Origin of the sequence: Bradyrhizobium aeschynomenes (assembly GCF_013178945.1) — a bacterium.
Classification (GTDB): domain Bacteria; phylum Pseudomonadota; class Alphaproteobacteria; order Rhizobiales; family Xanthobacteraceae; genus Bradyrhizobium; species Bradyrhizobium aeschynomenes.
Genome location: NZ_JABFDM010000019.1, coordinates 1 through 24,840, shown reverse-complemented (window position 1 = coordinate 24,840; position 24,840 = coordinate 1). Strand labels below are relative to the sequence as shown.

The window sequence follows — 24,840 nt, the reverse complement described above, 5'->3', positions numbered from 1 at the left end:
GAATGACGGAGTGCCGATCACACCCGCTCGATGATGGTCGCGGTGCCCATGCCGCCGCCGATGCACAGCGTGACCAAAGCGGTGGCCTTGCCGGTGCGCTCGAGCTCGTCGAGCACGGTGCCCAGAATCATCGCACCGGTCGCGCCGAGCGGATGGCCGAGCGCGATGGCGCCACCATTGACGTTGATCTTGTCCTTGTCGATCTCGAACGCCTGCATGTAGCGCAGCACGACGGAGGCGAAGGCCTCGTTGAGCTCGAACAGGTCGATGTCCGACTTCTTCATGCCCGAACGCTCGAACAGCTTCTCGGTGACGTCGACCGGGCCAGTCAGCATCATCGCCGGCTCCGAGCCGATATTCGCGAACGCACGAATCTTCGCGCGCGGCTTCATGCCGTACTTCGCGCCCGCCTCCTTGCTGCCGAGCAGCACAGCACCGGCGCCGTCGACGATGCCCGAGGAGTTGCCGGCGTGGTGCACGTAGTTGACGCGCTCGATTTCGGGGTGCGACTGGATCGCCACCGCGTCGAAGCCGCCCATCTGCGCCATCTGCACGAAGGACGGCTGGAGCTGTGCCAGCGACTGCATCGTCGTCGAGGGACGCATGTGCTCGTCCTTGGCGAGGATGGTCAGGCCGTTGATGTCCTTGACCGGCACGACAGACTTGTCGAAGCGGCCTTCCTCCCACGACTTCGCCGCACGCTGCTGGCTCTGCACCGCATAGGCGTCGACGTCGTCGCGCGAGAATCCATATTTGGTCGCGATCAGGTCGGCGGAGACGCCCTGCGGCATGAAGTAGGACGGCACCGCCATCGACGGGTCCATCGGCCAGGCGCCGCCGGAGGCGCCGATGCCGACGCGGCTCATCGACTCGGCGCCGCCGCCGATGACGAGTTCATGCTGGCCGCTCATGATCTGCGCGGCCGCGAAGTTCACGGCGTCGAGGCCGGAGGCGCAGAAGCGGCTGATCTGCACGCCCGGCACGGCCTCGCCGAGGCCGGCGTTGAGCGCGGCGAAGCGCGCGATGTCCGAGCCGGCCTCGCCGACGGGATCGACGACGCCGAGCACGACGTCATCTACGGCGTCCTCAGGAATGTTGTTGCGCTCCTTGAGCGCCTTTAGCGGCACGGTGGCGAGCGCGAGCGCGGTCACCTCGTGCAGGGCGCCGTCGGACTTGCCGCGGCCGCGGGGAGTACGCACGTGGTCGTAGATAAAGGCCTCAGGCATCACGCCCTCCTCATCTGGTCCAATTTGTTGTTGTCAGCATGGGACGAAGGCCGGCACGTGGTGCGTACAGGCCTTCTCCGAATTCAAAACGCTTCCGCCGGCAGCTCCATCACGGTCGCGCAGCCGGCCTGCAGGCGGGCGAGATGCGCCGCCGTCTCCGGCAGCACGCGCTCCATGAAGAAGCGGCCGGTCACCAGCTTGGTGGTGAGATAGGTCGAGCTGTCACCGGCCGCGATCTTGTCCTGCGCCACCTTGGCCATCTTCGCCCACATGTAGCCGAAGGTGACCAGCGCGAAGAGATGCATGTAGTCGGTCGCGGCGGCACCGGCATTGTCCGGCTTGGTCATCGCGTTCTGCATCAGCCAGGTCGTGGCCTGCTGCAGATGGCCGAGCGCCATCGACAGCGGCGTGATGAACGGCTTCATCGCGTCGTTGCCGCCGTGCTCCTTGGCGAACGAGCCAACCTCGGCGAAGAACGCCATCACCGCGCGGCCGCCGTCGCGCGGCAGCTTGCGGCCGACGAGATCCAGCGCCTGGATGCCGTTGGCGCCCTCGTAAATCATCGCGATGCGGGCATCGCGCACGAACTGCTCCATGCCCCACTCGGCGATGTAGCCATGGCCGCCATACATCTGCTGCGCCTGAACGGCGTTGGCGAAGCCCATGTCGGTCATGTAGCCCTTCATCACCGGGGTCATCAGGCCCATGTGGTCGTCGGCGGCCTGACGATCCTTCGGATCCTGCGAGCGGTGCGCGACGTCGCTCTTCAGCGAGGTCCACACCACCATCGCGCGCGCGGCCTCGTTGAAGGCGCGGATCGACAGCAAGGTGCGGCGCACGTCGGGGTGCACGATGATCGGATCGGCTGCCTTGTCCGGCGCCTTCGCACCGGTCAGCGAGCGTCCCTGGATGCGCTCGCGCGCATAGGCGACCGCGTTCTGATAGGCGACCTCGGACTGCGCGAGGCCCTGCACGGCGACGCCGAGCCGGGCCTCGTTCATCATCACGAACATGCCCTGCATGCCCTTGTTCTCTTCGCCGATCAGCCATCCCGTGGCGTTGTCGTAGTTCATCACACAGGTCGAATTGCCGTGGATGCCCATCTTGTGCTCGATCGAGCCGCAGCTGACGCCGTTGCGCGCGCCGACGCTGCCATCCGCATTGACCATGAACTTCGGCACCACGAACAGGGACACGCCCTTGATGCCGGCCGGCGCGCCCTCGATACGGGCGAGCACGAGGTGGATGATGTTGTCGGCGAGGTCGTGCTCGCCGGCGGAGATGAAGATCTTGGTGCCGGAGATCTTGAAGCTGCCGTCGTCCTGGCGCACCGCCTTGGTGCGCAGCAGACCGAGATCGGTGCCGCAATGCGGCTCGGTCAGGTTCATGGTGCCGGTCCATTCGCCGGCGACCATCTTCGGCACATAGGTCTTCTTCTGCTCCTCGTTGCCGTGCACGATCAGCGCTGCGGTCGCACCCATGGTGAGGCCGCCATACATGGAGAAGGCCATGTTGGCGGAGCACTGGAATTCATTGACGGTCTGGCTGAGTGTCACCGGCAGGCCCTGCCCGCCATATTCGGTCGGCGCCGACAGGCCGAGCCAGCCGCCCTCCTTGATCTGCTTGTAGGCCTCCTTGAAGCCCTTCGGCGTGGTCACGCTGCCGTCGTCATGGCGCTTGCAGCCTTCGAGGTCGCCCACGCGATTCAGCGGGTGCAGCACCTCCTCGGCGAGCTTGGCGGCTTCGCCGAGAATCGCCTCGCGGACATCGGCCGAGGCATCGGAGAAGCCCGGCAGATTGTCGTAGCGGTCGATCTGGAACACGTCGTTGAGCAGGAAGGTGACATCTTCCACGGGGGCTTTGTAGATCGGCATCGGCGTCTCCGGCAGGAAGGCTGAAGTTTCAGACGGGGAATTCCACGGACGCGGCAGGCAATGCAGGCCGCGGACTTTAGCGATTTCTCGCAACTTGCGTCAGCCGTTTCATTGCGGCTGTCGGTCACGTCACGACGGCTTGGTCATGGCCGCCAGTTGCTCGCCCATCAGGCGGTGCAGCAAATTGATCGCCTTGAGCGGGCGCACCATGACCTTGAAGTGCGTGATCAGACCGGCGTCGTCGAAGGTGATGATGTCGACACCGTTGAGCTTGATGCCTTCGATCTCGTTCTCGAATTCGAGCACGGCGCCCGTGGCGTTACGCCACTCCCCGACATACTTGAATCCGGGACCGCCCAACACTTTCTCAGCACTCGCGAGATATTTGAAGGTGATGTCGCGGCCACGCTGCGGCGTGTGCACGACGGGACTTTCGAACACGGCATCGGGATGCAGCAGCTCCCGCAAAGCGCCGAGATCGTGAGACCTCATATAGCCGTACCATCCGTCGAGGCCGGTCATTGTCATTGGGCGTCTCCTCGGGGCGGAACAGGCCAGCACCACAACCACCCCATATGCACATTGACGCATATGCGCCGATGTGCATAATGTCAAGCGTGGAGCGGGGCAGACAACGATCAGAAAAACGGGAGCAGTTTCCGGCCATGGCCCTCGGCGACGCCATCCTCGCCTGCCTCACTGAACATCCGATGACGGGCTACGAGCTCGCCAAGACGTTCGACTCCTCGATCGGCTTCTTCTGGAAGACGGACCACCAGCAGATCTACCGGGAGCTGTCGCGGCTGCGTGACCGCGGCTACATCCAGGGCCGCGAGGTGGTGCAGACCGGCAAGCCGAACAAGCTCGTCTACACGCTCACGCCAGAAGGCCGCGCGGCATTCCGGAGCTGGGCCGCCCGGCCGAGCACGCCGGCCTCGACCAAGGACGATCTTCTCGTTCGGCTCTATGCACTGGGCGCCGCCGACATCGCGCCGATCCGCGCCGACCTGATGGCGCGGCTCGAACATCACCGCGATCGCGCCGAGCGCTACGACCGCATCCTCAAGAAGCACTATGCCGACGGCAGCGTCGCGCCGGCCGACATGGGCAAGCTGCTCAATCTGCGCCTCGGGCTGCGCCACGAGCGGATGGTCGCGGAATGGTGCGAGGAGGCGATCACTGCCTTGTCGGCCATCTCCGGCACCGGCAGCGTGCGACCGCTCGATGCCTCGTCGCGGGAAAATGCCGGCTGATGCACGCCGTTCGCCAGGCGCAAAACTTCTGACCGCGCCGGCGGTAAACTTAACCCGTTATTTACCGTAAAAGTCAAAAGTCGGGATCAGTAGCAGGCGAACTGCGCGGATTCCGATCATGCTCGCTTCGGGACGCGTGGGGAGGCTGGAGGCGCTTGGTGGAGCGCTGGAAGCGGAACCGGACGAGACATGAATTCGCGCGTACCGTGGAGTAATGAAGGCATCGACCCGTCCGTCCGCGAGAGGGCCGAGGCCGCGGCGCAACGCGCCGGAATGACGCTGAACGACTGGATCAATTCCACGCTCGGCGCGTCCGCCCCGCCGGATTTCCGCGGCACCCCCGCGCCGCGCACTGCGCCGCCGGTCAACCGCGATGCGCGCGAGGTCGCCGACATTCATCAGCGGCTCGATTCCATCGCCCGCCAGATCGAGCACATGTCGCGGCCCGGAGCGCGCAAGGACGCGCCGCGCGACGAGCAGGGCGTAGCCCGCCAGCTCAATGACGCCATCTCCCGGCTCGACGCCCGCCTGTCGCAGATCTCGACGCCGCTGCCCAAGTCGGCTCCCGAGGAACGCTATCGCGGTCCCGAGGGCATCGAGCGCGCCGCTGCGCAGCTCTACCGTCCCGCCGCTCTCAGCGCCGGCTCCTTCGACGTCGCCGTTGCAGAGATCAGCGCCCGGCAGAGCGAGCTCGACAATGCCCGCGCGTTGCCGCCGCATCAGGCGCCGCCGACGGCGCCCGGCATGGCGCCGGCCGCAGCGCCATTGATGACGCCACCCGGCGCGCCGCAGACCCCGCCGCCGGCTCCCGGCCCGGATTTCTCGCAACTCGAGCGGCAGCTCCTCAAGATCACCAGCCAGATCGAGTCGCTGCATCGTCCCGACGACGGAATCGAGCAGTCGATCGCGGGCTTCCGCACCGAGCTTGCCGAGATCCGCCTCACCATCACGGAGGCGATGCCGCGGCGCGCGATCGAATCGATCGAGAACGAGATCCGCTCGCTGTCCCGGCGCATCGACGAGAACCGCCAGAGCGGCGTCGACGGCCAGGTGCTGGCAGGCATCGAACGGGCGCTGACAGACATCCGCGAGGTGGTCGGCTCGCTGAAGCCTGCCGAGCACCTCGCCGTCTATGACGAAGCCATTCGAAATCTCGGCGCCAAGCTGGATCTGATCCTGCGAACCAATGACGACCCCGGCACGGTTCAGCAGCTCGAAAATGCCATCACGGCGTTGCGGGCGATCGTGGCCAATGTCGCCTCCAACGATGCCCTGGAACGGCTATCGGACGATCTGCGGCAATTGTCGTCCAAGGTCGACCAGATCACGCAGGCGCGTGACACCCACGACTCGTTCCAGGATTCCTTCGCAGCCCTCGAACAGCGCATCGCCGCGCTGACCTCGACCCTGGAAAACCGCGAGCCGCCGGCGCCCGCGCCCGACAACACCGCCCAGATCGAGGACGCGCTGCGCGGCCTGTCCGACCGGATCGACCGCCTCCAGGTCGGCAATGACGGTTCGTCTGCCATCACCCATCTCGAGCAGCGGATCAGCTATCTGCTCGAGCGGCTGGAAGCCGCCAACGATCCGCGCGGCGGCAACATGTCCCGCGTCGAGGACGGGCTGCAGGATATCCTGCGCTACCTCGAGCGGCAGCAGGCGACGTTCGCCGCGCTGTCCGAGAGCCGGTCGCAGCGCGAGTCGTCGCATGACACCGGCCTGGTCGACATGGTCAAGCGCGAGCTGTCCGACATCCGCTTCAGCCAGACCGAAACCGACCGCAACACCCAGGACTCGCTCGAGGCGGTCCACAACACGCTCGGCCACGTCGTCGACCGCCTCGCCATGATCGAGGGCGATCTGCGCAACGTGCGCGCGACGACGAGCCAGCCGGCCGTGCTGCCGCCCCTCGCCCCGCCGATCGAGCCGCCGATGCCGGCTGCCGCACGTGCGCCGGCGCCGCAGGCTGCGCACGCCTATGCCGAACCGGTCAGGACGGAACCTTCGTATCGGCCCGAGCTGCCGAACCCGGCCGCGGCGCACATCGCGCCACCGATCGCCCCTCAGGCCTCGGCCCAGCCCGTTGACCAGCCGGCATACGCGGCTGCCCCGCGCGACTTCCACGCCGCGGCTGCGCCCGCCGCCACGATGCCGCCGCCGGTCCCGCCCAAGGCCATTGCCGACATTCTGGAGCCGCATGCCGCGCAGGCGGCGGCGCGTCCGGCCGCGATCGTCCCGGAGCTGCCGCCGGATCATCCGCTGGAGCCCGGCACGCGCCCGCCCGGCCGGAGTGCATCGCCCGCAGAACGGATCGCAGCCTCGGAGGATGCGCTGAGCGAGCTGCCGGCCGGCAAGCGCGAGCCCGTCTCGACATCGAGCTTCATTGCGGCCGCCCGGCGCGCCGCACAGGCCGCCGCCGCCGCACAACCTGTCGACGCCAAAAAGGCGAAGAAGGAGAAGCCCAAGGAGAAGGCCAAGGAGCCGCCGAAGGAGATCGTCAAGGACGCTCCCAAGGAACCGGCCAAGGCCAAGACCAAGGAGAAGCCGACCATCGCCCTGACCGCCGAAGGCGATGAGGAGGTCTCGACCATCGGCTCGAAGATCCGTTCGCTGCTGGTCGGCGCCAGCGTCGTCGTGATCGTGCTCGGCACCTTCAAATTCGCGATGTCGCTGCTCGACACCGGCAGCACGCCGCCGCCCGTCTCATCGATGGAAACCCAGGGCGAGACGCCGCGTGCGCAGATGCCGTCGGCGGCGCCCAGCATGTCGCCGCGACCGACGACGCCGGACCAGTCCGTGCCGTCGCTGACCTCGCCCACCCCGATCGATCGCCAGTCCTATAACAGGGCGATGCCGACGGAGGCGGAGACGATCGCGATGCTCGCGATCCCGCAGGATATCGAGAAGCCGGCGACCGTTCCGGCAGCGACCACGACCGACATCACCGGCACGATTCCGACCGCCGCCAACGGCCAGCGGCTCGGCCTCGTCCAGGTGCCGGCCTCCGAGAAGCTTCCCGACGCGGTCGGCGGACTCACTCTGCGCAGCGCCGCCTTGAGGGGCGATCCGACCGCGGCCTATGAGGTCGGCGTCCGCTTCGCGGAAGGCAAGGGCATCGCGCCGAACTACGAGGAAGCAGCGAAATGGTATGACCGCGCGGCGCAGGCCGGGCTCATTCCGGCCGTGTTCCGTCTCGGCACCTTCTACGAGAAGGGCCTCGGCGTGAAGAAGGACGCCGATATCGCGCGCCGCTACTACGTGGTGGCCGCCGAGCGCGGCAACGCCAAGGCGATGCACAATCTGGCCGTGCTCGACGCCGACGGCGGCGGCAAGGGCGCGAACTACAAGAGCGCCTCGCAATGGTTCCGCAAGGCGGCCGAGCGCGGCGTCGCCGACAGCCAGTTCAACCTCGGGATCCTCTACGCGCGCGGCATCGGCGTCGAGCAGAACCTCGCCGAGTCCTACAAATGGTTCACGCTGGCCGCTGCGCAGGGCGATGTGGATGCCGGACGCAAGCGCGACGACGTCGCCAAGCGGCTCGACGCGCAGTCGCTCGCCGCAGCCAAGCTCGCGATCCAGACCTTCACGGTCGAGCCGCAGCCGGACGACGCCGTGAACGTGCCGGCTCCGGCGGGCGGCTGGGACGGCAATCAGGCGATCGCCAAGGCCGCCGCGGCGAAGGCAGCGCTGGCCAAGCGGGCGGCCTCGGCGGCACCGCGCTGATCCAAACTTTCGTTCAGCCCCGACAAGGGGGGCGACAGCAAGGGCGTCACGATCGTGGCGCCCTTTTGCACGAGCCCACAATCATTGGCGCAGAATCCCGGACGACGCGCGCCCGCACGCCATAGTGTGGCACCGTTGAACGTTATAGATATCTTGCCGGTGTCGTTCGGATGCCGCGGAGGAGTGCAGTCGGGTGTCGGGCGCGAACGAGCAGCATGAAGGCATGGGCTTCCGGCACTCGCCGACCGGACCGCGGGTGGCGCCCCGGCCCCAGCCGGGCTTCACCCCTGCCCCGCCGCCTCCGCAAGTCCAGCGAGGAGCTGGCGCGCAGCGGCCGGGATTTCGATGGGGCCGGCTGGGATCGGCCGTCTTCTTCACGATTCTGCTGCTGAGCGCGGGCATCCGGGCCTATCGCGACCTGTCGGCACCCGACGCCTGGTCGTTCTGGATGGACCAGTACGTCTCGCCAAGCCTGTCCTCCACGCTGGTGGCAAATGCTGAGGCTGGCGGCGGCCGCGCTGTGCTCGCGGTCAGCGGCCGCATCGGGCCGGCCGCAGCGATCTGGCTGCGCGAGCGGATCAAGGAGTCGCAGCTGAAACCCGGCGACGTGGTTCTGTTGTCCTCCCCCGGCGGCAATCTCGAGCAGGGCGTGCTGATGGGCGAGATCATCCGGGCGCACGGTCTGTCCACCGCCGTCGGCGTGGCCGACAAGGGCGGCCGGGTTCGGGCCGGCTTCTGCGCCAGCGCCTGCGTGTTCGCCTTCGCGGGAGGCCAGACCCGCTACGGCCTCGACGGATCGGCGCTCGGCGTGCACCGGTTCACCTCGGAGGCCCAAGGCCGAGCTCTGGGCCAAGATGCCGTTGCCGACACCCAGCGTGTCACCGGAGCAATCCTCGGCTACATGACGCGCATGGGCGTTTCGTCGCAGGTCATCGAAGCCATGTCGCAGACCCGCGACATCCGCTGGCTCGATCCGGGCGAGGCCGAGACGATGAAGCTGGTCACGACCCCGGTCAAAGCTCTCTGATTGGGCAGCACGGGCCGCACGCCCCGCTCGGCACGGTCGATGTGAGTTCGCGCGGGAATCCTTGGTCCCTTCGGCGCCGTTTTCGGTTATGCAGGACCAAGCAACCTGCTTCGCATGCGCGGGATGCTCCGGTTGAACGCTCGCAGGGCCGCGCGGATGCAGATCTACCTTCCCATCGCCGACATCCCGGTCAACATCTTCCTGCTGCTGGCGATGGGCGCGGCCGTCGGCTTCGTCTCCGGCATGTTCGGCATCGGCGGCGGCTTCCTGATGACCCCGCTCCTGATCTTCGTGGGCATCACGCCGGCGGTGGCCGTCGCCTCGGTGTCCAGCCACATCGCCGCGTCCTCGTTCTCCGGCGCGCTGTCCTATTGGCGGCGGCGGGCGATCGATCCCTCGCTGGCGCTGGTGCTGATGATCGGCGGCACGCTGGGCACCGCGCTCGGCGTCGCCACCTTCACGTTGCTGCGCTCGCTCGGCCAGCTCGATCTGATGATCGCGCTGTCCTATGTCGTCCTGCTGACGAGCGTCGGCGGCGTGATGTTCTGGGAAGGCTTGCGCGCGATCATGCGCGCACGCCAGGGCGCGGCCGCCACGGTACGCCGTCCGGGCAGCCATGTCTGGATCCATGGCCTGCCGCTGAAGATGCGCTTCAAGCGCTCCAAGATCTACGTCTCGGTCATCCCGGTGATCGGCATCGGCATCCTCATCGGCTTTCTCGGCGCCGTGATGGGCATCGGCGGCGGCTTCATCCTGGTGCCGCTGCTGATCTATCTGCTGCGCGTGCCGACCTCGACCGTGATCGGCACCTCGATGGTGCTGACGCTTGCCACCATGATGATCGCGACCATGCTGCACGCCATGAGCAACCATCTGGTCGATGCCGTGCTGGCGCTGATCCTGATGGTCGGCGGCGTCACCGGCGCGCAGTTCGGCGCCCGCGCCGGGCAGATGATCCGTGGCGAGCAGTTGCGGCTGCTGCTCGGCCTGCTGATCCTCGCGGTCGGCATCCGCTTCGCGATCGAGCTCGTGATTCGGCCCGAGGACCTGTTCACGATCCGCGAGACGGGAGGCAGTCAATGACCCCCTGCCGCCTCGCTGCCCTCACCCTGACGCTGCTGCTCGCCGGCGCGGCCTCGGCGCATGCGGAGCGTCTGATCGTCTCGGTGTCCAATCACCGCGTCACGGTGACGCCGAATTATTCCGGCGAGGAGCTGGTGCTGTTCGGCTCGGTCGAGAAGGACGCACAGACGCCGGCGAGCCGGACCGCCGCCGCTTATGATCTCGTCGTCACCGTGCGCGGGCCGCGCGCCGACATGGTGACGCGGCGCAAGGAGCGCAAATTCGGGATCTGGATCAACACCGACTCGCGCCAGTTCCTGAAAGTGCCGGGCTATCTCGCATTGTTCGCCAACCGGCCGTTCGACGCCATGGCCGCGTCCGAGGTGCAGCGCCGCCAGCAGCTCGGGCTCAACAACGTGCTGCTGACTCAGCGCGTCGGCCCCGACTATGCCGACGTGGTGCCGAACGACGCGTTCCGCAGCGCCTTCGTGCGACTGCAGTCGCAGCATGGCCTGTATCGCGAGGACACGTCCGCGGTGACGTTCCTGACGCCCACGCTGTTCCGCACCGGCATTCCCCTGCCCGCGGCGGTGCCGATCGGCACCTATGAGGTCGAGATCAAGCTGCTCGCGGATGGTACGCTCGTCACCAAGACGGAGACCGCGTTCGAAATCGTCAAGGTCGGCTTCGAGCAGTTCGTCGCGACGTCGGCGCGGCAGAACGGCTTCGTCTACGGCCTCGTCACGGCCGCGATGGCGCTGATGACCGGATGGATGGCCTCGATCGTGTTCCGAAGGGACTAGGCCGCCGGTGCCCGTGCGGGCGCCCGCGTGACCAGATAGATGCCGATCGCGACCGGGATGACGCCGAGCAGATCCTGCAGCGCGACGTGCTCGCCGAGCACCAGGAAGGCGAAGATCATCGCCAGCGGCGGCATCACGAAATGATAGGCGCTGGCCGCGGTCGCGCCACACACCTTCAGGAGATGGAACCAGAGCACGTAAGCGAGGATCGAGCCGCCGAGCACCAGGTAGGCAAAGGCGCCGATGAGCTGCGCATTCAGCACGATCTCGTCGTGAATGCTCAAGCTGCCGAGTGCGACCGGCCACAGCACGAGGCCGGCCGAGAGGTTCTGGATGCCGTTGCCGACCCACAGGCTGCCCTTCGGCGCGAGCTGCTTGAACAGGATGGTGCCGGTGACGATCGAGGCCAGCGCCGCCAGCGTGTAGAGGATGCCTTCGAGCTGGTCGGTGCCGACCGACATGCGGTGCCACACGATCATCGCGACGCCGAGGGTGCCGAGCGCGAGCCCTGCGACCTTGCGAAAGGTGAGCGGCTCGCCCAGCAGCAGCGCGGCGAACACCGCCGTGAACACCGGATTCGCCGACACGATCAGGCCGCCGAGCCCGGCCGACACCGTCTGCAGGCCGGTGTAGCCGAGGCCAAGATAGAGCGCGTTGTTGGCGATGCCGATGATCGCGAACACCGCGGCATCGCGCCAGCTCATCCGCAGCTCGCCGCGGATCATCGGGATCACAAGGATCAGTACACCGGCCAGCGAGAACCGCGCCGCGAGCAGCAGCAGCGGCGGACAATAGGTCACGCCGATCTTGCCGGCGACGAAGGCGAAGCTCCACAACAGGCAGAACAGGCCAATTTCGAGCGGCAGCAGGCTGGACTTCATCGGACTCACGGCAGCCGGAGATGAAACGGACGACATCGGCGGTCTCCTTCACCGCCGACGTAGGGCTGTTCTTCCCCATCTGGAAATTAAATGATAGACTGAGAGTCAGTGGAATTTCGAATGGCGGTTCCGATGCTCGATCTGGACCTCTTGCGCAGCTTCGTCTCGGTGGTCGAGGCCGGCGGCTTCACCCGCGCCGGCGAGCGCGTCCACCGCACGCAATCGACCGTGAGCCAGCAGATCCGGCGCCTCGAGGAGGATCTCGGACAGACGCTGCTCAACCGCGACGGCCGCGAGGTCACCCCGACGGAAGCCGGCGAGCGGCTGTTGTCCTATGCCCGGCGCCTGCTGGCGCTTGCGGAAGAAGCGCGCGACGTCGTGGCCCGGCCGGGTCCGGCCGGCGCGGTGAAGCTCGGAATCCCCGAGGATTTTGCCGCCTACAGGCTCGCCAAGCTGCTCGCCGCATTCTCGCGCGCTCATCCCGATCTGCGGCTCGACGTGCGCGCCGACCAGAGTCTCAACCTGAAGCGCGACATCGAGCGCGGCGATCTCGACCTCGCGCTGCTCAAGCGCGGGGTCGACGATGCACCCGCGGCGATCGCGGCCTGGCCCGAGCAGGTCCATTGGGTGACCAGCAGGAGCCATCCGATCGACCTCGACGCCCGCTCGCTGCCGCTGATCGGCTTTCCGCTCGGCTGCCTCTATCGCACCCGCGCGATCCACGCGCTGGAAGCCGCGGGCCGCGCCTGGCACATGGCCTACACGTCGTCGAGCCTCGCCGCGGTCCAGGCTGCGATTGCGGCCGGGATGGGCCTGAGCATTCTCTCCGAGATGTCGGTGCAGTCGGAGCATCGCGTGCTGACGGCGCGCGAGGGCTTTGCGCCGATCGACCGCACCGAGGTCGCTCTGGTGGCATCGCCCGATGCGAGCCCGGCGACGTTGCGGCTGGCGGATCGGCTGGCGGAGTTCTGCGAGAAGGTGCAGGCGAAGGCGGCGTAGTTATCGCCACGCGGGCAGCGTGTTCCCTCTCCCCGCAAGCGGGGGAGAGGGCGCAGCGGTGCCTACGGCAGGCATCAACGCTTCAAAAACTGAATGATCGACTTTGACCATTCCGCCTAACTCACAGCACTATGCGTCCAACTAATAACACCTCGCCGCAGCGATGCTGTGCAGCCTCGTATCGCCCAGCACATGCGCGGTGAACGCGCGCTTCGGGAACAGCTTGGCGAACGCCGCGTCGCGCACGCTGAGGCCGCCGGCGTAGGCGCCGAACGCCGGCATCACCGCGCACGCGCCGTCGGAGACGAAGCAGCGGCGCTCCAGCGTGCGCGCGCGGGTCGCCACGCGGGCCTTGGGATGCAGATGGCCGGCGATCTCGCCGGGCGCGCCGGTCGGCTCATGGCGGAAGGTGACGGCGCCGAGCGTGATTTCATCGGCGAGCTCGCCGCCGACGCCGCGCGGCGCCGGATCGTGGTTGCCGGTGATCCAGATCCAGTCGCGGCCGACCTGCAGGTTGGCGATGCAGGCGCGGTCGTCGCCGGTCAGGCGGGTATGCGCGTCGCGATCATGAAAACTGTCGCCGAGCGCGATCACGGTGCGGGGATCGTAGTGCGCGATCACGGCTTCGAGCCGGCGCAGGGTCGCGACCGTGTCGAACGGCGGCAGCAGGGTGCCGCGCGACGCGTAACTCGAACCTTTTTCCAGATGCAGATCGGAGACGACGAGCAGGCGCTGCTCGTCCCAGACGAGCGCACCGGAAAGATCGACGCGCAGCGCGGTGCCGGCGACGTCCATCATGCCCGATACGCAGACAGCCCCCCGCAAATCCGCCTCGCTTCTCGCCTACCCCATCGCCTCCTTCACGAGTTCCTCGGCGGCTTCCGCCAGGAGCTCGTCGGCGGCCTCGCCATAGACGGATTCGCGGCCGATTTCCAGCATCACCGGCACCGCCAGAGGCGAGACGCGATCGAGCGGGCGATGGGTGATTCGGCCCTCGATGCGCGCCAGCATATCACCCAGACGCCTCAGATCGAGCAGGCCGGTGGCGGCGTCGGCGCGGGCGGCGCGCAACAGCATGTGATCGGGCTGATGCCGGCGCAGCACGTCGTAGACGAGATCGGTCGAGAACAGCACCTGCCGCCGCGTCTTCTCTTCCGTCGTCGAGCGCCGCGCGATCAGGCCGGAGATGATCGCGCAGGAGCGGAACGTGCGCTTCATCAGCGCGGACTCGTCGAGCCAGGCCTCGAGATCGTCGCCCAGCATGTCCGGATCGAACAGCGCCGCGAGGTCGAGCCGGCCCTGCGCGGTCATCAGCGACATGTCGCCGAGCCCCCAGACCGCCAGCGCATATTCGTTGGCGACGAATCCGAGCGGCCGGGCACGCGCCCGCTCCAGCCGCCGCGTCAGCAGCATGCCGAGCGTCTGATGCGCGAGCCGGCCCTCGAACGGATAGCAGACGAGATAGTGCTTGTTGGAGCGCGGGAAGGTTTCCACCAGCAGCTCACGCTGCGCCGGAATGCGCGAGACGTCCTTCTGCAAGGCCAGCCAATCGCGCACCTGGTCGGGGAGTTGCGACCAGGCGCTGTTATCGTCGAGCAGGCCGCGCACGCGCTCGGCGAGATAGGTCGAGAGTGGAAACTTGCCGCCCATGTAGGATGGGACCTTGGGATCGGCATCGTTGGCGCGCGACACATAGACCTGATCCTCGGCCAGCGCCTCGTAGCGCACGATCTCGCCGCCGAACACGAAGGTGTCGCCTTGCGTCAGGCCCTCGATGAAGTACTCCTCGATCTCACCCAGCAGCCGGCCGCCGCGCGCGATCGCGCCTGTGGTGCCCCCCTTGGCCCCGGCGCGCGAGCGCACCAGCCGCACCTTGAGCATCGCCTCCTCGACGATGGTGCCGACATTCAGCCGATAGCTCTGCCGCACCTTCGGATTGGCGACACGCCAGCGCCCTTTCGCATCCTGCTTGATGCGGGCGAAGCGCTCATAGGTCTTCAGCGCGTAGCCGCCGGACGCGACGAAATCGACGACATCGTCGAAATCGGCGCGTGACAGCGTCGCATAGGGCGCAGCCGCGATCACTTCAGCATAGAGCTCGTCGCTCGCGAACGGCTCGCCGCAGGCGCAGCCGAGCACATGCTGCGCCAGCACATCCAGCGCGCCGGTGCGCAAGGGCGGCGTGTCCTGCGCATTGTCGGCGACGGCGTCGATCGCGACCGAGCATTCCAGCACCTCGAAGCGATTGGCCGGCACCAGCACCGCGCGCGAGGCCTCGTCGAGCCGGTGATTGGCGCGGCCGATGCGCTGCATCAGCCGCGAGCAGCCCTTGGGCGCGCCGACATTGATGACGAGATCGACGTCACCCCAATCCACGCCGAGATCGAGCGAGGAGGTACAGACCACGCCGCGCAATTTGCCCGCGGCCATCGCGTCCTCGACCTTGCGCCGCTGGGCGACGTCGAGCGAGCCGTGGTGAAGCGCGATGGCGAGATTGTCGTCGTTGATGCGCCAGAACTCCTGGAACAGCATCTCGGCTTGGCTGCGGGTGTTGACGAAGACGAGCGTGGTCTTGTTGGCCTTGATCAGCTCATACATCTCGGCCATCGCGTGACGCGCGGTGTGGCCGGCCCAGGGCAGGCGTTCGCGCGTGTCGAGCATCTCGACGACCGGCTGCGCGGCGCCGCCGGCGACGACGACATCCGCGGCCGCCTCGGCATCAACTGGCTGCGGCACCAGGAAGCGCGCGAGCTGATCGGGCTCGGCCACCGTCGCCGACAGCCCGATCATGCGCATCTCGGGCGCGAGCCGCCACAGCCGCGCCAGCCCGAGCGACAACAGATCGCCACGCTTGGAGGTGACGAGCGCATGCAGCTCGTCGAGCACGACGCGCTTCAGCGAGGAAAACAGAAACGGCGCATCGTCGGAGGCCAGCAGCAGCGCGAGCTGCTCGGGCGTCGTCAGCAGGATGTCCGGCGGGTAGCGGCGCTGGCGCTGCTTGCGTGTCGCCGGCGTGTCGCCGGTGCGGGTCTCGACCTTGATCGGCAACCCCATCTCGGAGATCGGCGCGTCGAGATTGCGGGCAATGTCGACGGCGAGCGCCTTCAACGGCGAGATGTAGAGCGTGTGCAGGCCGGCGGGACGGGCGACGGATCGCGCTGTTGGTTTGTCACCCAGCTCGACCAAGGTGGGCAGGAACCCCGCCAGCGTCTTGCCGGCGCCGGTTGGAGCAATCAGCAGCGCCGAGCGCTGCGCACGCGCCTTGTCCAGCAGCGCCAGCTGATGGGCACGCGGCGCCCAGCCGCGCGCGGCGAACCATCGGGTGACATGGTCCGGCAGCGCGGCGCGGTCGTCGGGTGGGGCTGATGAGACGCGAGGTGGCACCGAGGGAAGGTAGGCAGTCGCTCGCGGTTCGTCGAGGGGCCAGGCCTTGCCATGGAGCGGGCAAGCATGGCGCGCAGAGGCAGCGGCGCGCGCCGGTCAAGCCTGCCAAGCCGTCGTCCAACTTGCGTAGTGGCGATGCGGCTGTCTCCGCCGGCCTTCCAGGGGTGCGCAGCGCGAGCCCGGAATCCATGTCACGACAGAATGTGCGGCTCGATGGATTCCAGGCTCGCCCTGCGGGCGCCCCGGAATGACACCGATTTCGAACCGCCAGGCGCGAACCTCTCGACGGCGGACGCGCGGGCCTTCCACCGTCGCGGAAGACGCCCGCCGACTACTCCGTCACCGGCTTGGCCGAGATATCCCAGTCCTTGCCGTTGAAGATCGAGATGTAGAGCGTCTTCATCGGCGTGTAGTCGTCCGGCGTGTAGCTGAAATTCACGCCGTCGAGGAAATAGGGGGAGTGGAAGCCGGCGAGCGTGGTGGCATGCTTGAGCACGTTCTCGCGCGTCAGCGTGTCGCCGCAGCGGCGCAGGATCTCCGCCATCGACGCCGCCTGGCCATAGCCGGCATAGGCGATGCTGTTGTCCGGATCGACATTCGGCAGGTACTTGGCGCGCAGGGCCTCGAACGCCTTGACGTCGGGATCGTCCTTCCAGCGCGGCACGCCGGCGTCCTTGGAGTAGCGGATGGCCACGATGTCCTTGGCGTTGTCGAAGCCGGCAGCCGACAGGATCGAGCGGCCGGTCGAGCCCGCCGACAGCAATTGCAGCGGCTTCCAGCCGAGCTCGGCGGCCTTGCGGATCGACTGCGAGCTCGCCTTGCCGGTGGAGATGTTATAGAAGACGTCGGCGCCCGACTTCGACAGGTTGATCAGCTGCGAGTCCACCGTCGGCTCGGTGAGATCATAGGTCTGCTCCATGATCACCTGCGCCTTGCCGCCGGCGTCGGCCAGCGTCTTCTTGAAGGGACCGAGGAAGTCGCGGCCGAAATCGTCGTTCTGATAGAGGATGCCGATCTTGGCCTCGGGCTTCACGCTCAGCACGTGCTTGGCGAGAATGCGTGCCTCCGTCGGATAGAGTGGCAAGCCGGCCATGGTCCATTTGTAGTTCTTCGGATCGTTCCACTTCGAGGCGCCGGTGTTGAGCAGCAACTGCGGCACGCCCTTGGAGTTGAGGTATTTGTGCACGGCGGTCTGCGGCGCGGTGCCGAGCGAGCCGTACAGCGCCAGCACCTCGTCCTGCTCCACCAAGCGCCGTGTCGCCTCGACGCATTTCGGCGCGCTATAGGCGTCGTCCATCGTCATGAACTTGATCTTGCGCCCGTTGATGCCGCCCTGCTCGTTCAGCATCTGGAAATAGGCCTCGCCGACGCGGCCGAGCACGCCATACAGCGAGCCGGGGCCGGAATGCGGAATGGTCTGGCCGAGCTTGATCTCGGTGTCGCTGGCGCCGGCGTCGTACTTCTTCTCGGCCGCCCAGACATAAGGCGAGGCGATGGTCGACGCACCCAAGGTCGCAAGCGCGGTGGCGCAGAAATCGCGCCGGGTCAGATTCTTCTTCATTTGTTGTCTCTCCCTAGACTGGCCTATCTTTCTGGGATCGGGAGAGCCACGCAAGAGCCAAGTTGCGACCAACCGGCGCAGTGCAATGCGATGCGCCGCCGGTCCTAGCGTGTAGACTCAAGATTTGCCGGCAACGACGGCCAGCCCACGCACGGGCACCTGATCTTCGGTGCGCGGCGATGCCGGATCGAGATGCATCGGCTGCAAACGCGCCCCCGCGATGATACCGCGCAGATATTCCGCAGCATGGGCATAGCGCAGGCCCTTGCCCATGATCACGCCAGCGCCATCATGCGTCTCGACGGTAAAGGCCAGCAGTCCGCCGGGTCTGAGCACACGTTCGATCTCGCGCAGCACCGGCGCGAGGTCGCCGACATAGACCATCGCATCGGCGGCGAGGACGAGATCCGCGGACGCGTCCGGCCGGCGCTGCAAGCCCGCCGTCATGTCGTCGACCTCGAGCTCGGCATAGAGACCGGTCGCGCGCGCCTCCGCGATCATGCCGGCGGACAGGTCGATGCCGACGAAGCCGTCGACGTTCTTGGCGAAGGCGGCGGCGCCGAGGCCCGTGCCGCAGCCGAGATCGATGGCGCGCTTGAAATGGGCCGGCTTCCTCTCGGCGGCGCGCACCGCGAGCACGGCCTTGAACAGGATGCTGGGCGCCCGGTAGTTGAGCCGCTCGATCAGCTCGGCTTCGAAGCGCGGCGCGTATTGATCGAACAGCGACTGCACATAAGCCTTCGGCATGTCGGCAAGTGGCGAGGCGCCGAGTTGCATCAGCCGCACGCCGGCACCGTGGCGGTCATCCGGATCGGCGGCAACGGCGTTCTGCAGGGCCGAGATCGCCTTGTCGGTTTCACCGAGTGCAATCCGCATCTTGCCCAGCTCGAACCAGGCCGAGGCGAAATTCGGCGCGACCTCGAGCGCCTGCTCCATCACCTCGGCAGCGGCGACCAGATCGCCCTTCAATTCGAGGTCGCGGGCGAACTCGTAGCGACGGTCGGCGATCAGATCGCCGGAGGACAGGAACAGGCGGTGAGGCATCTGGGAACCATGGTCTGGGCGGCGCTGTCATTCCAGGAGATGGATGCGCGGGTCAAGCCCGCGCATGACGGGCGGAGTGTGGGACCGGCTGAAATTTCCAACCCGAGACCTATATGACCACCATGCGCCCGCAAGACATCCTCCTGCCCGTTCCCGCCGGCCTGTGCTGCAAGGCCGGCGGCTTTCACATCGATCCCGTGCGCCCCGTCGAACGGGCGCTGATCACGCACGGCCATTCCGACCACGCACGCGCCGGCCACGGCGCGGTGCTGGCGACGCAGGAGACGCTCGACATCATGCGGCTGCGCTATGGCGAGAACTTCGCCGGTGCGACGCAGGCGATCCGCTATGGCGAGGCGGTCCGGCTCGGCGATGTCGCGGTCAGCTTTCATCCCGCGGGGCACGTGCTGGGCTCGGCGCAGATCAAGGTGTCCTGCGGCGGCACCTGCATCGTCGCCTCCGGCGACTACAAGGATGCACGAGATCCGACCTGCGCGCCGTTCGAGCTGGTGCAGTGCGACGTCTTCATCACCGAGGCGACGTTCGGTCTTCCCGTGTTCCGCCACGGTGAGGCAGCGAACGAGGTGAGCAAGCTGCTGGCCTCGGTGGCGCTGTTTCCCGAGCGCGCGCATCTCGTCGGTGCGTATTCCCTTGGCAAGGCGCAGCGCGTGATCGCGCTGATCCGCGAGGCCGGCTATGACGCACCGATCTACCTGCATGGCGCGATGGAGAAGATTACGCGCTACTACCAGGACAAGGGCGTCGCGCTCGGTGAGCTCAGGCCGGTCAAGGGCGTCAAAAAGGCGGAGCTCGCGGGCACCATCACCTTGGCGCCGCCGAGCGCCACCTCCGATCTGTGGACGCGGCGTTTTCCAGATCCGGTCACCGCCTTCGCCTCGGGCTGGATGCGGGTGCGCGCCCGCGCCCGGCAGCGCGGCGTCGAGCTGCCGCTGGTGATCTCGGACCATGCCGACTGGGATGGGCTGACTGCGACCATCGCGGCCACCGGCGCCGGCGAGGTCTGGGTGACGCACGGCCAGGAGGATGCGCTGGTGCATTGGTGCCGGAGCAAAGGGCTGGCGGCACGGCCGCTCGATCTCGTCGGCTATGGCGACGAAGAGGAGAGCGAAGCGGTGGCCACGGAGGACGCCGAGGCATGAACCGCTTCGCCGAACTGCTCGACCGCCTCGCCTACGAGCCCGGCCGCAACAACAAGCTGCGCCTGCTGACCTCGTATTTCCGCGAGGTCGAGGACCCCGACCGCGGCTACGCGCTGGCCGCGCTGACCGGCGCGCTCTCGTTCAAGCACGCCAAGCCGGCGCTGATCCGCGACCTGATCGCCGCACGCACCGACCCGGTGCTGTTCGCATTGTCGTATGACTATGTCGGCGATCTCTCCGAGACCGTCGCACTGATGTGGCCGAAGAGTGGCGCGCATCAGCAGCAACTCGTTTCCGGGTACCCCCCTCCCCAGCCCTCCCCCACAAGGGGGGAGGGAGCCGAGTGGCGTGCGGAGGTTGCAGCTCGGGCAACATCGGACAATGGCTCAGCCACTGACCTCGTCCTTCCGAGCACCGCTCTCTCCGTTCCCTCCCCCCTTGTGGGGGAGGGTCAGGGAGGGGGGTCCCCCACGGGTGGTCCCTCGAACCAGCCCCCGCCCGGCCACAACAACCCGCCGCCGCCGACGCTCACCGAGGTCGTTACCACGCTGCGTACGCTCGGCAAGACCGAGATGCCGAGACAGCTCGCGCAGTGGCTGGACGAGCTCGACGAGACCGGGCGCTGGGCGCTGCTGAAGCTCGTCACCGGCGCGCTTCGAATCGGCATCTCGGCGCGCCTTGCCAAGACGGCGGCGGCAGCGCTCGGCGACAAGGACCCTCACGAGGTCGAACTGATCTGGCCGGGCCTCGCGCCGCCCTATCTCGATCTGTTTGCCTGGTTGGAAGGCCGCGGCGACAAGCCCGTCAATCGTGATCCCGCGCCGTTCCGGCCGGTGATGCTGGCGCATGCCGTCGAGGACGATGACTTCGCCGGCATGACCGCGACCGATTACATCGCGGAGTGGAAATGGGACGGCATCCGGGTGCAGGCAGTCAGCGGCCGCGAGGCTGATGGCCGCATGGTCACACGGCTGTATTCGCGCAGCGGCGAGGACATCACCGCGAGCTTCCCTGATCTGTTGCCGTCGCTGCATCTGCCGGGCGCGCTCGACGGCGAACTGCTGGTCGTGCGTGATCAGCGCGTGCAGAGCTTCAACGTGCTGCAGCAGCGGCTGAACCGCAAGACGGTGTCGCCGAAGCTGATGAAGGACTACCCGATCCACCTGCGCGCCTACGACCTGCTCGGCGACGAGGAGAATGATCTGCGCGAGCTGCCATTCGAAGCGCGGCGCGCGAAACTGGAAGCGTTCATCAGGCGCCTCGATGATCCACGCGTCGATCTGTCACCGACGGTCGCATTCTCCACCTGGGACGAACTGACGGCTGCGCGCGCCGATCCCGCATCGGCCGGCGCCGGGGACGATGCCGAGGCGGTCGAGGGCGTGATGCTGAAACGGCGCGACGCGGTCTATCTGCCGGGCCGGCCGAAGGGGCAGTGGTGGAAGTGGAAGCGCGATCCGCACATCATTGACGCCGTGCTGATGTATGCGCAGCGCGGCCACGGCAAGCGCTCGTCCTATTACTCCGACTACACGTTCGGTGTGTGGACGTCAGGCGATGGCGGCGATCAGCTCGTTCCGGTCGGCAAGGCCTATTTCGGCTTCACCGACGAGGAGCTGCTGCAGATCGACCGCTTCGTCCGCCGCAACACCACGGAGAAGTTCGGCCCCGTCCGTCACGTCGTGCACGAGCCCGAACAGGGCCTGGTGCTGGAGGTCGCATTCGAGGGTCTGCAGAAATCGCCGCGGCACAAATCCGGCGTCGCGATGCGCTTCCCCCGCATCAACCGCCTGCGCTGGGACAAGCCGCCGCGCGACGCCGACCGGCTGGAAACGCTGGAGCGCATGCTGAAGAGCGAGACGGCGAGGTAAGAATGCTCTCGGTTTTCGACACAACGGGCGTGACAGTTTGTGGCTCGTCATGCCCGGGCTTGACCCGGGCATCCATCCCCCTCGAAAGACGGATGGCCGGGTCAAGCCCGGCCATGACGAAAATGGAGAGCGCGTGCACCAGCAAAAGTGGGCGCGTGCGCGGAACATTAAATGGCAGTAACCAGCTTGCGCCGCTGGCGCGGGTTCCCCACCTGCCCTGCCGTGCTTTATAATGTGCCCTCGCGAATCCGACGAACCCGCCTGGAGACGATGACATGTCGAACGACATCAGGGACTATCCGGCCCGCGGCCGCAGCTCGGATGGCCTGTATCGCTTTCTCGGCGGCTCGCCGGTCGCCGTCGCGTTCCGGCTGGTGCTGCTGTCCATCCTGGTCGGTGTCGTGCTGTCGGCGATCGGCTTCGACCCGCTGAACATCCTGCACAGCATCCGGCTGCTGTTCATCCGGCTCTACGAGCTCGGCTTCGACGCCTTCAACTGGCTGTGGCGCTACTTCCTGCTCGGCGCCGTGATCGTGATTCCGATCTGGTTCCTGTCGCGGCTGTTTGCCCCGCGCGGCAGATGAAGGAGCACAGCCGATGCAGCTCCGCTTCGTCGGCTGCGGTGACGCGTTCGGCTCGGGCGGCAGGTCCAACACCTGCTTCCATCTAACGGGCGCGCGCACCAACCTGCTGATCGACTGCGGTACCTCGTCGCTGCTCGCGCTGAAGCGGCTCGGCATCGCCTGCAACGATGTCGCGCTGATCCTGATCACGCATTTCCACGGCGATCATTTCGCAGGCCTTCCCTTCCTGCTGCTCGACGCGCAATTCTCGCGGCGGACGCAGCCGCTGGTGATCGCAGGCCCCGCCGGCATCGCGACGCGGCTGACGCAGGTGATGGAGGCGATGTTCGAGCATTCCTCCAGCACGCCGCGCAAGTTCGAACTGTCGGTGGTCGAGCTCGCGCCCGAGCAGCCGGTGCGCTTCGGCGACGTCGGCGTGACGCCGTTTCCGGTCGTGCACGGCAATTCCGGCGGGCCGTTTCTCGGCTACCGCATCGAAGCCGAGGGCAAGGTGGTGGCCTACACCGCCGACACCGAATGGACGGACAGCCTGATCCCGCTCGGCCGCGAGGCCGACCTGCTCGTCGCCGAAGCCTATACGTTCGACAAGCCCGTGAAGAACCATCTCAGCCTCGCGGCGCTGGAGGCCCATCTCGACGAGATCAGGCCGAAGCGGCTGGTGCTCACCCATATGAGCGACGACATGCTGCGGCGGCTGCCGAACCTGCCGCATGAGACAGCGCATGACGGTATGACGATTGATCTCTAGCATCATATCAGCGGTGCCGGCTATGGTAGGCCCGGACCGGGGCTGAGACCGCCGCAGCAGCGCGGCGGGTGACACGGGCCAGGCGAGCGAGCATTCCATTGCATTCACCGGGACCCAAGGGGGCGGCCGTCACGACTGCCCAGGTGTTCGACATCGCAGGTCCCGCGATGATCGCCAACCTGACCACGCCGCTGATCGGCATCGTCTCGACCACGGCGATCGGCCGGCTCGGCGAAGCCGCCATGCTCGGCGGCGTGGCGATGGCCTCGGTGATCTTCGACTGCCTGTTCTGGCTGTTCGCCTTCCTGCGGGCGAGCACGCTCGCCTTCACCGCGCAGTCGCTCGGCGCCGGGGAGGCCGACGAGATCCGGATGGTGCTGATCCGCGGGCTTGCGCTCGCTGCACTGATCGGAGTCGCGTTGATCGCCCTGCAGCTGCCGCTGGCTGGCATCATCTTCGAGATCATGGGCGGCAGCGATGCCGTCCTCGGCGCCGCGCGAACCTATTTCACCGTGCGAATCTGGTCGGCGCCGCTCGCGCTCGCCAACTACGTGCTGCTCGGCTGGCTCGTCGGGCTGGCGCGCGCCAAGCTGGCGCTCGCGGTCCAGGTCGCGATCAACCTGATCAACATGGCGGCGACCATTCTGCTGGTGCAGGTGCTGGAAACCGGCATTGCCGGCGCTGCGATCGCCGCGCTGATTGCGGAGGCCGTCGGCGTGGTGATCGGCCTGGTTCTGGCGCACCGGCTGGTCTCGACGACGTGCGGTCTCTCGCCGCCCGCGTTGTTCGACCGCGTCAAGCTGATGCACATGATGGCGGTGAATCGCGACATCATGATCCGCACCGCCGCGATGATCGCAGCCTTCCTGTTCTTCACCTCGCAGGGCGCGCGTGCCGGCGACACCACGCTCGCCGCCAACGCAGTGCTGAACAATTTCCTGCTGGTGGCGGCGTTCTTTCTCGATGGGCTTGCCAACGCCGCGGAGCAGCTCTGTGGCTACGCCTTTGGCGCGCGCAACAGGGGCGCCTTCGCCGGCGCGACGAGGCTGGTGCTGGTCTGGGGCTTCGGCTTCGCGCTCGTTGTCGCCGTGATCTTCGCGCTGTTCGGGCCTGACCTGATCGATGTGATGACGGCAAGCCCCGGCGTTCGCAGCGCCGCGCGCGACTATCTGCCGTTCGTGGTCGCCTCGCCGCTGCTGTCGGTGTTCGCCTTCGCATTCGACGGCGTCTATATCGGCGCCACCTGGGCGCGCGACATGCGCAATCTGATGATCGCTGCGCTGATCGTGTTCCTCGCGATCTGGTTCACCCTGCGCGGCTACGGCAACACCGGATTATGGATTGCCCTGCTCGGCTTCTACGCCGCCCGCGGCGGCTTCCAGGCCGCACGCTATCCGGCGCTGCTGAGGGCATCGTTTGAGAAGAGCCCTGCTCGTCCGACAATTTAAACTGTCATCATCCGCGCAAGCGGATGATCCAGTACGCCGTGCCGTCTCGATTCAACAACAGCCGCCGCGGCGTACTGGATCCCCGCCTGCGCGGGGATGACAGTGGAGAATGACGCAGCAGCTGAACTAGGATCTGTACTCATAAATGGATTCCGTTAGCTGACGAACGGTGATTCACTCCCCTTAGGTGAT

Annotated in this window: 19 protein-coding genes; 11 read left to right on the top strand and 8 right to left on the bottom strand. The window is 67.1% G+C overall.

Features of this window, described 5'->3' with window-relative positions:
- Positions 1–17 precede the first annotated feature (17 nt).
- The 3 genes from HL666_RS32365 to HL666_RS32355 form a co-directional block, all read right to left on the bottom strand.
- Positions 18–1,226 (bottom strand): acetyl-CoA C-acetyltransferase, encoded by a 1,209-nt coding sequence (locus HL666_RS32365; RefSeq protein ID WP_172185600.1) that lies wholly within the window; start codon positions 1,224–1,226, stop codon positions 18–20.
- A gap of 83 nt (positions 1,227–1,309) precedes the next feature.
- Positions 1,310–3,100: an acyl-CoA dehydrogenase C-terminal domain-containing protein gene (locus HL666_RS32360; protein ID WP_172185599.1), complete on the bottom strand. Its 1,791-nt coding sequence runs from the start codon at positions 3,098–3,100 to the stop codon at positions 1,310–1,312.
- 129 nt (positions 3,101–3,229) lie between these two features.
- On the bottom strand, positions 3,230–3,628 hold the full coding sequence (locus HL666_RS32355) for a nuclear transport factor 2 family protein (RefSeq protein WP_172110263.1): 399 nt from the start codon (positions 3,626–3,628) through the stop codon (positions 3,230–3,232).
- Between the two features lie 137 nt (positions 3,629–3,765).
- Between HL666_RS32355 and HL666_RS32350 the strand changes: the two genes are divergently transcribed.
- From HL666_RS32350 to HL666_RS32330, 5 genes are all read left to right on the top strand, one after another.
- Positions 3,766–4,353 (top strand): PadR family transcriptional regulator, encoded by a 588-nt coding sequence (locus HL666_RS32350; RefSeq protein ID WP_172110264.1) that lies wholly within the window; start codon positions 3,766–3,768, stop codon positions 4,351–4,353.
- Positions 4,354–4,542: 189 nt separating this feature from the next.
- Positions 4,543–8,076: a tetratricopeptide repeat protein gene (locus HL666_RS32345; RefSeq protein ID WP_172185597.1), complete on the top strand. Its 3,534-nt coding sequence runs from the start codon at positions 4,543–4,545 to the stop codon at positions 8,074–8,076.
- A 193-nt stretch (positions 8,077–8,269) separates the two neighbouring features.
- Positions 8,270–9,103 carry a COG3904 family protein gene (locus HL666_RS32340; RefSeq protein WP_311976806.1) on the top strand — a complete coding sequence of 278 codons (834 nt, stop codon included), beginning with the start codon at positions 8,270–8,272 and terminating at the stop codon, positions 9,101–9,103.
- Between the two features lie 156 nt (positions 9,104–9,259).
- A complete protein-coding gene (locus tag HL666_RS32335; RefSeq protein WP_172110579.1) occupies positions 9,260–10,186 on the top strand; it encodes a sulfite exporter TauE/SafE family protein in 927 nt (308 codons plus the stop codon).
- Complete coding sequence (locus HL666_RS32330) at positions 10,183–10,968, top strand: TIGR02186 family protein (protein ID WP_172185595.1); 786 nt, start codon at positions 10,183–10,185, stop codon at positions 10,966–10,968. Before HL666_RS32335 ends, HL666_RS32330 begins: the two co-directional genes overlap by 4 nt.
- Here the strand turns inward: HL666_RS32330 and HL666_RS32325 are convergent.
- The gene (locus tag HL666_RS32325; RefSeq protein ID WP_172185593.1) at positions 10,965–11,885 is read right to left on the bottom strand and encodes a DMT family transporter; all 921 of its coding nucleotides are present in this window, start codon (positions 11,883–11,885) and stop codon (positions 10,965–10,967) included. The two genes, HL666_RS32330 and HL666_RS32325, sit on opposite strands and share 4 nt — an antisense overlap.
- A gap of 96 nt (positions 11,886–11,981) precedes the next feature.
- On the opposite strand from HL666_RS32325, the gene HL666_RS32320 reads away from it, so the two are divergent.
- The gene (locus HL666_RS32320; protein ID WP_172185652.1) at positions 11,982–12,848 is read left to right on the top strand and encodes a LysR family transcriptional regulator; all 867 of its coding nucleotides are present in this window, start codon (positions 11,982–11,984) and stop codon (positions 12,846–12,848) included.
- 141 nt (positions 12,849–12,989) lie between these two features.
- On the opposite strand, the gene pdeM is transcribed toward HL666_RS32320, so the two are convergent.
- The 4 genes from pdeM to HL666_RS32300 form a co-directional block, all read right to left on the bottom strand.
- Positions 12,990–13,643, bottom strand: coding sequence for a ligase-associated DNA damage response endonuclease PdeM (gene pdeM / locus HL666_RS32315; protein WP_172110581.1), 654 nt, complete (start codon positions 13,641–13,643; stop codon positions 12,990–12,992).
- A gap of 48 nt (positions 13,644–13,691) precedes the next feature.
- Entirely contained in the window at positions 13,692–16,232 is a 2,541-nt protein-coding gene (locus HL666_RS32310; RefSeq protein ID WP_172185591.1) for a ligase-associated DNA damage response DEXH box helicase, read from the bottom strand.
- 331 nt (positions 16,233–16,563) lie between these two features.
- On the bottom strand, positions 16,564–17,793 hold the full coding sequence (locus HL666_RS32305; protein WP_172185589.1) for an ABC transporter substrate-binding protein: 1,230 nt from the start codon (positions 17,791–17,793) through the stop codon (positions 16,564–16,566).
- Between the two features lie 117 nt (positions 17,794–17,910).
- Entirely contained in the window at positions 17,911–18,837 is a 927-nt protein-coding gene (locus HL666_RS32300) for a methyltransferase domain-containing protein (protein WP_172185587.1), read from the bottom strand.
- A gap of 113 nt (positions 18,838–18,950) precedes the next feature.
- Here HL666_RS32300 and HL666_RS32295 point away from each other — a divergent pair, with 113 nt between their 5' ends.
- The 5 genes from HL666_RS32295 to HL666_RS32275 all read left to right on the top strand — a co-directional run bounded on the left by HL666_RS32295 (position 18,951) and on the right by HL666_RS32275 (position 24,648).
- Entirely contained in the window at positions 18,951–19,997 is a 1,047-nt protein-coding gene (locus HL666_RS32295; protein WP_172185585.1) for a ligase-associated DNA damage response exonuclease, read from the top strand.
- The gene (locus HL666_RS32290; RefSeq protein ID WP_172185583.1) at positions 19,994–21,868 is read left to right on the top strand and encodes an ATP-dependent DNA ligase; all 1,875 of its coding nucleotides are present in this window, start codon (positions 19,994–19,996) and stop codon (positions 21,866–21,868) included. Before HL666_RS32295 ends, HL666_RS32290 begins: the two co-directional genes overlap by 4 nt.
- A gap of 275 nt (positions 21,869–22,143) precedes the next feature.
- Positions 22,144–22,452 carry a DUF6460 domain-containing protein gene (locus tag HL666_RS32285; protein ID WP_172110273.1) on the top strand — a complete coding sequence of 103 codons (309 nt, stop codon included), beginning with the start codon at positions 22,144–22,146 and terminating at the stop codon, positions 22,450–22,452.
- A gap of 13 nt (positions 22,453–22,465) precedes the next feature.
- Positions 22,466–23,200 (top strand): MBL fold metallo-hydrolase, encoded by a 735-nt coding sequence (locus HL666_RS32280; RefSeq protein ID WP_172185581.1) that lies wholly within the window; start codon positions 22,466–22,468, stop codon positions 23,198–23,200.
- Positions 23,201–23,343: 143 nt separating this feature from the next.
- The gene (locus HL666_RS32275) at positions 23,344–24,648 is read left to right on the top strand and encodes an MATE family efflux transporter (RefSeq protein ID WP_172185650.1); all 1,305 of its coding nucleotides are present in this window, start codon (positions 23,344–23,346) and stop codon (positions 24,646–24,648) included.
- The last annotated feature ends 192 nt before the right edge of the window (positions 24,649–24,840 follow it).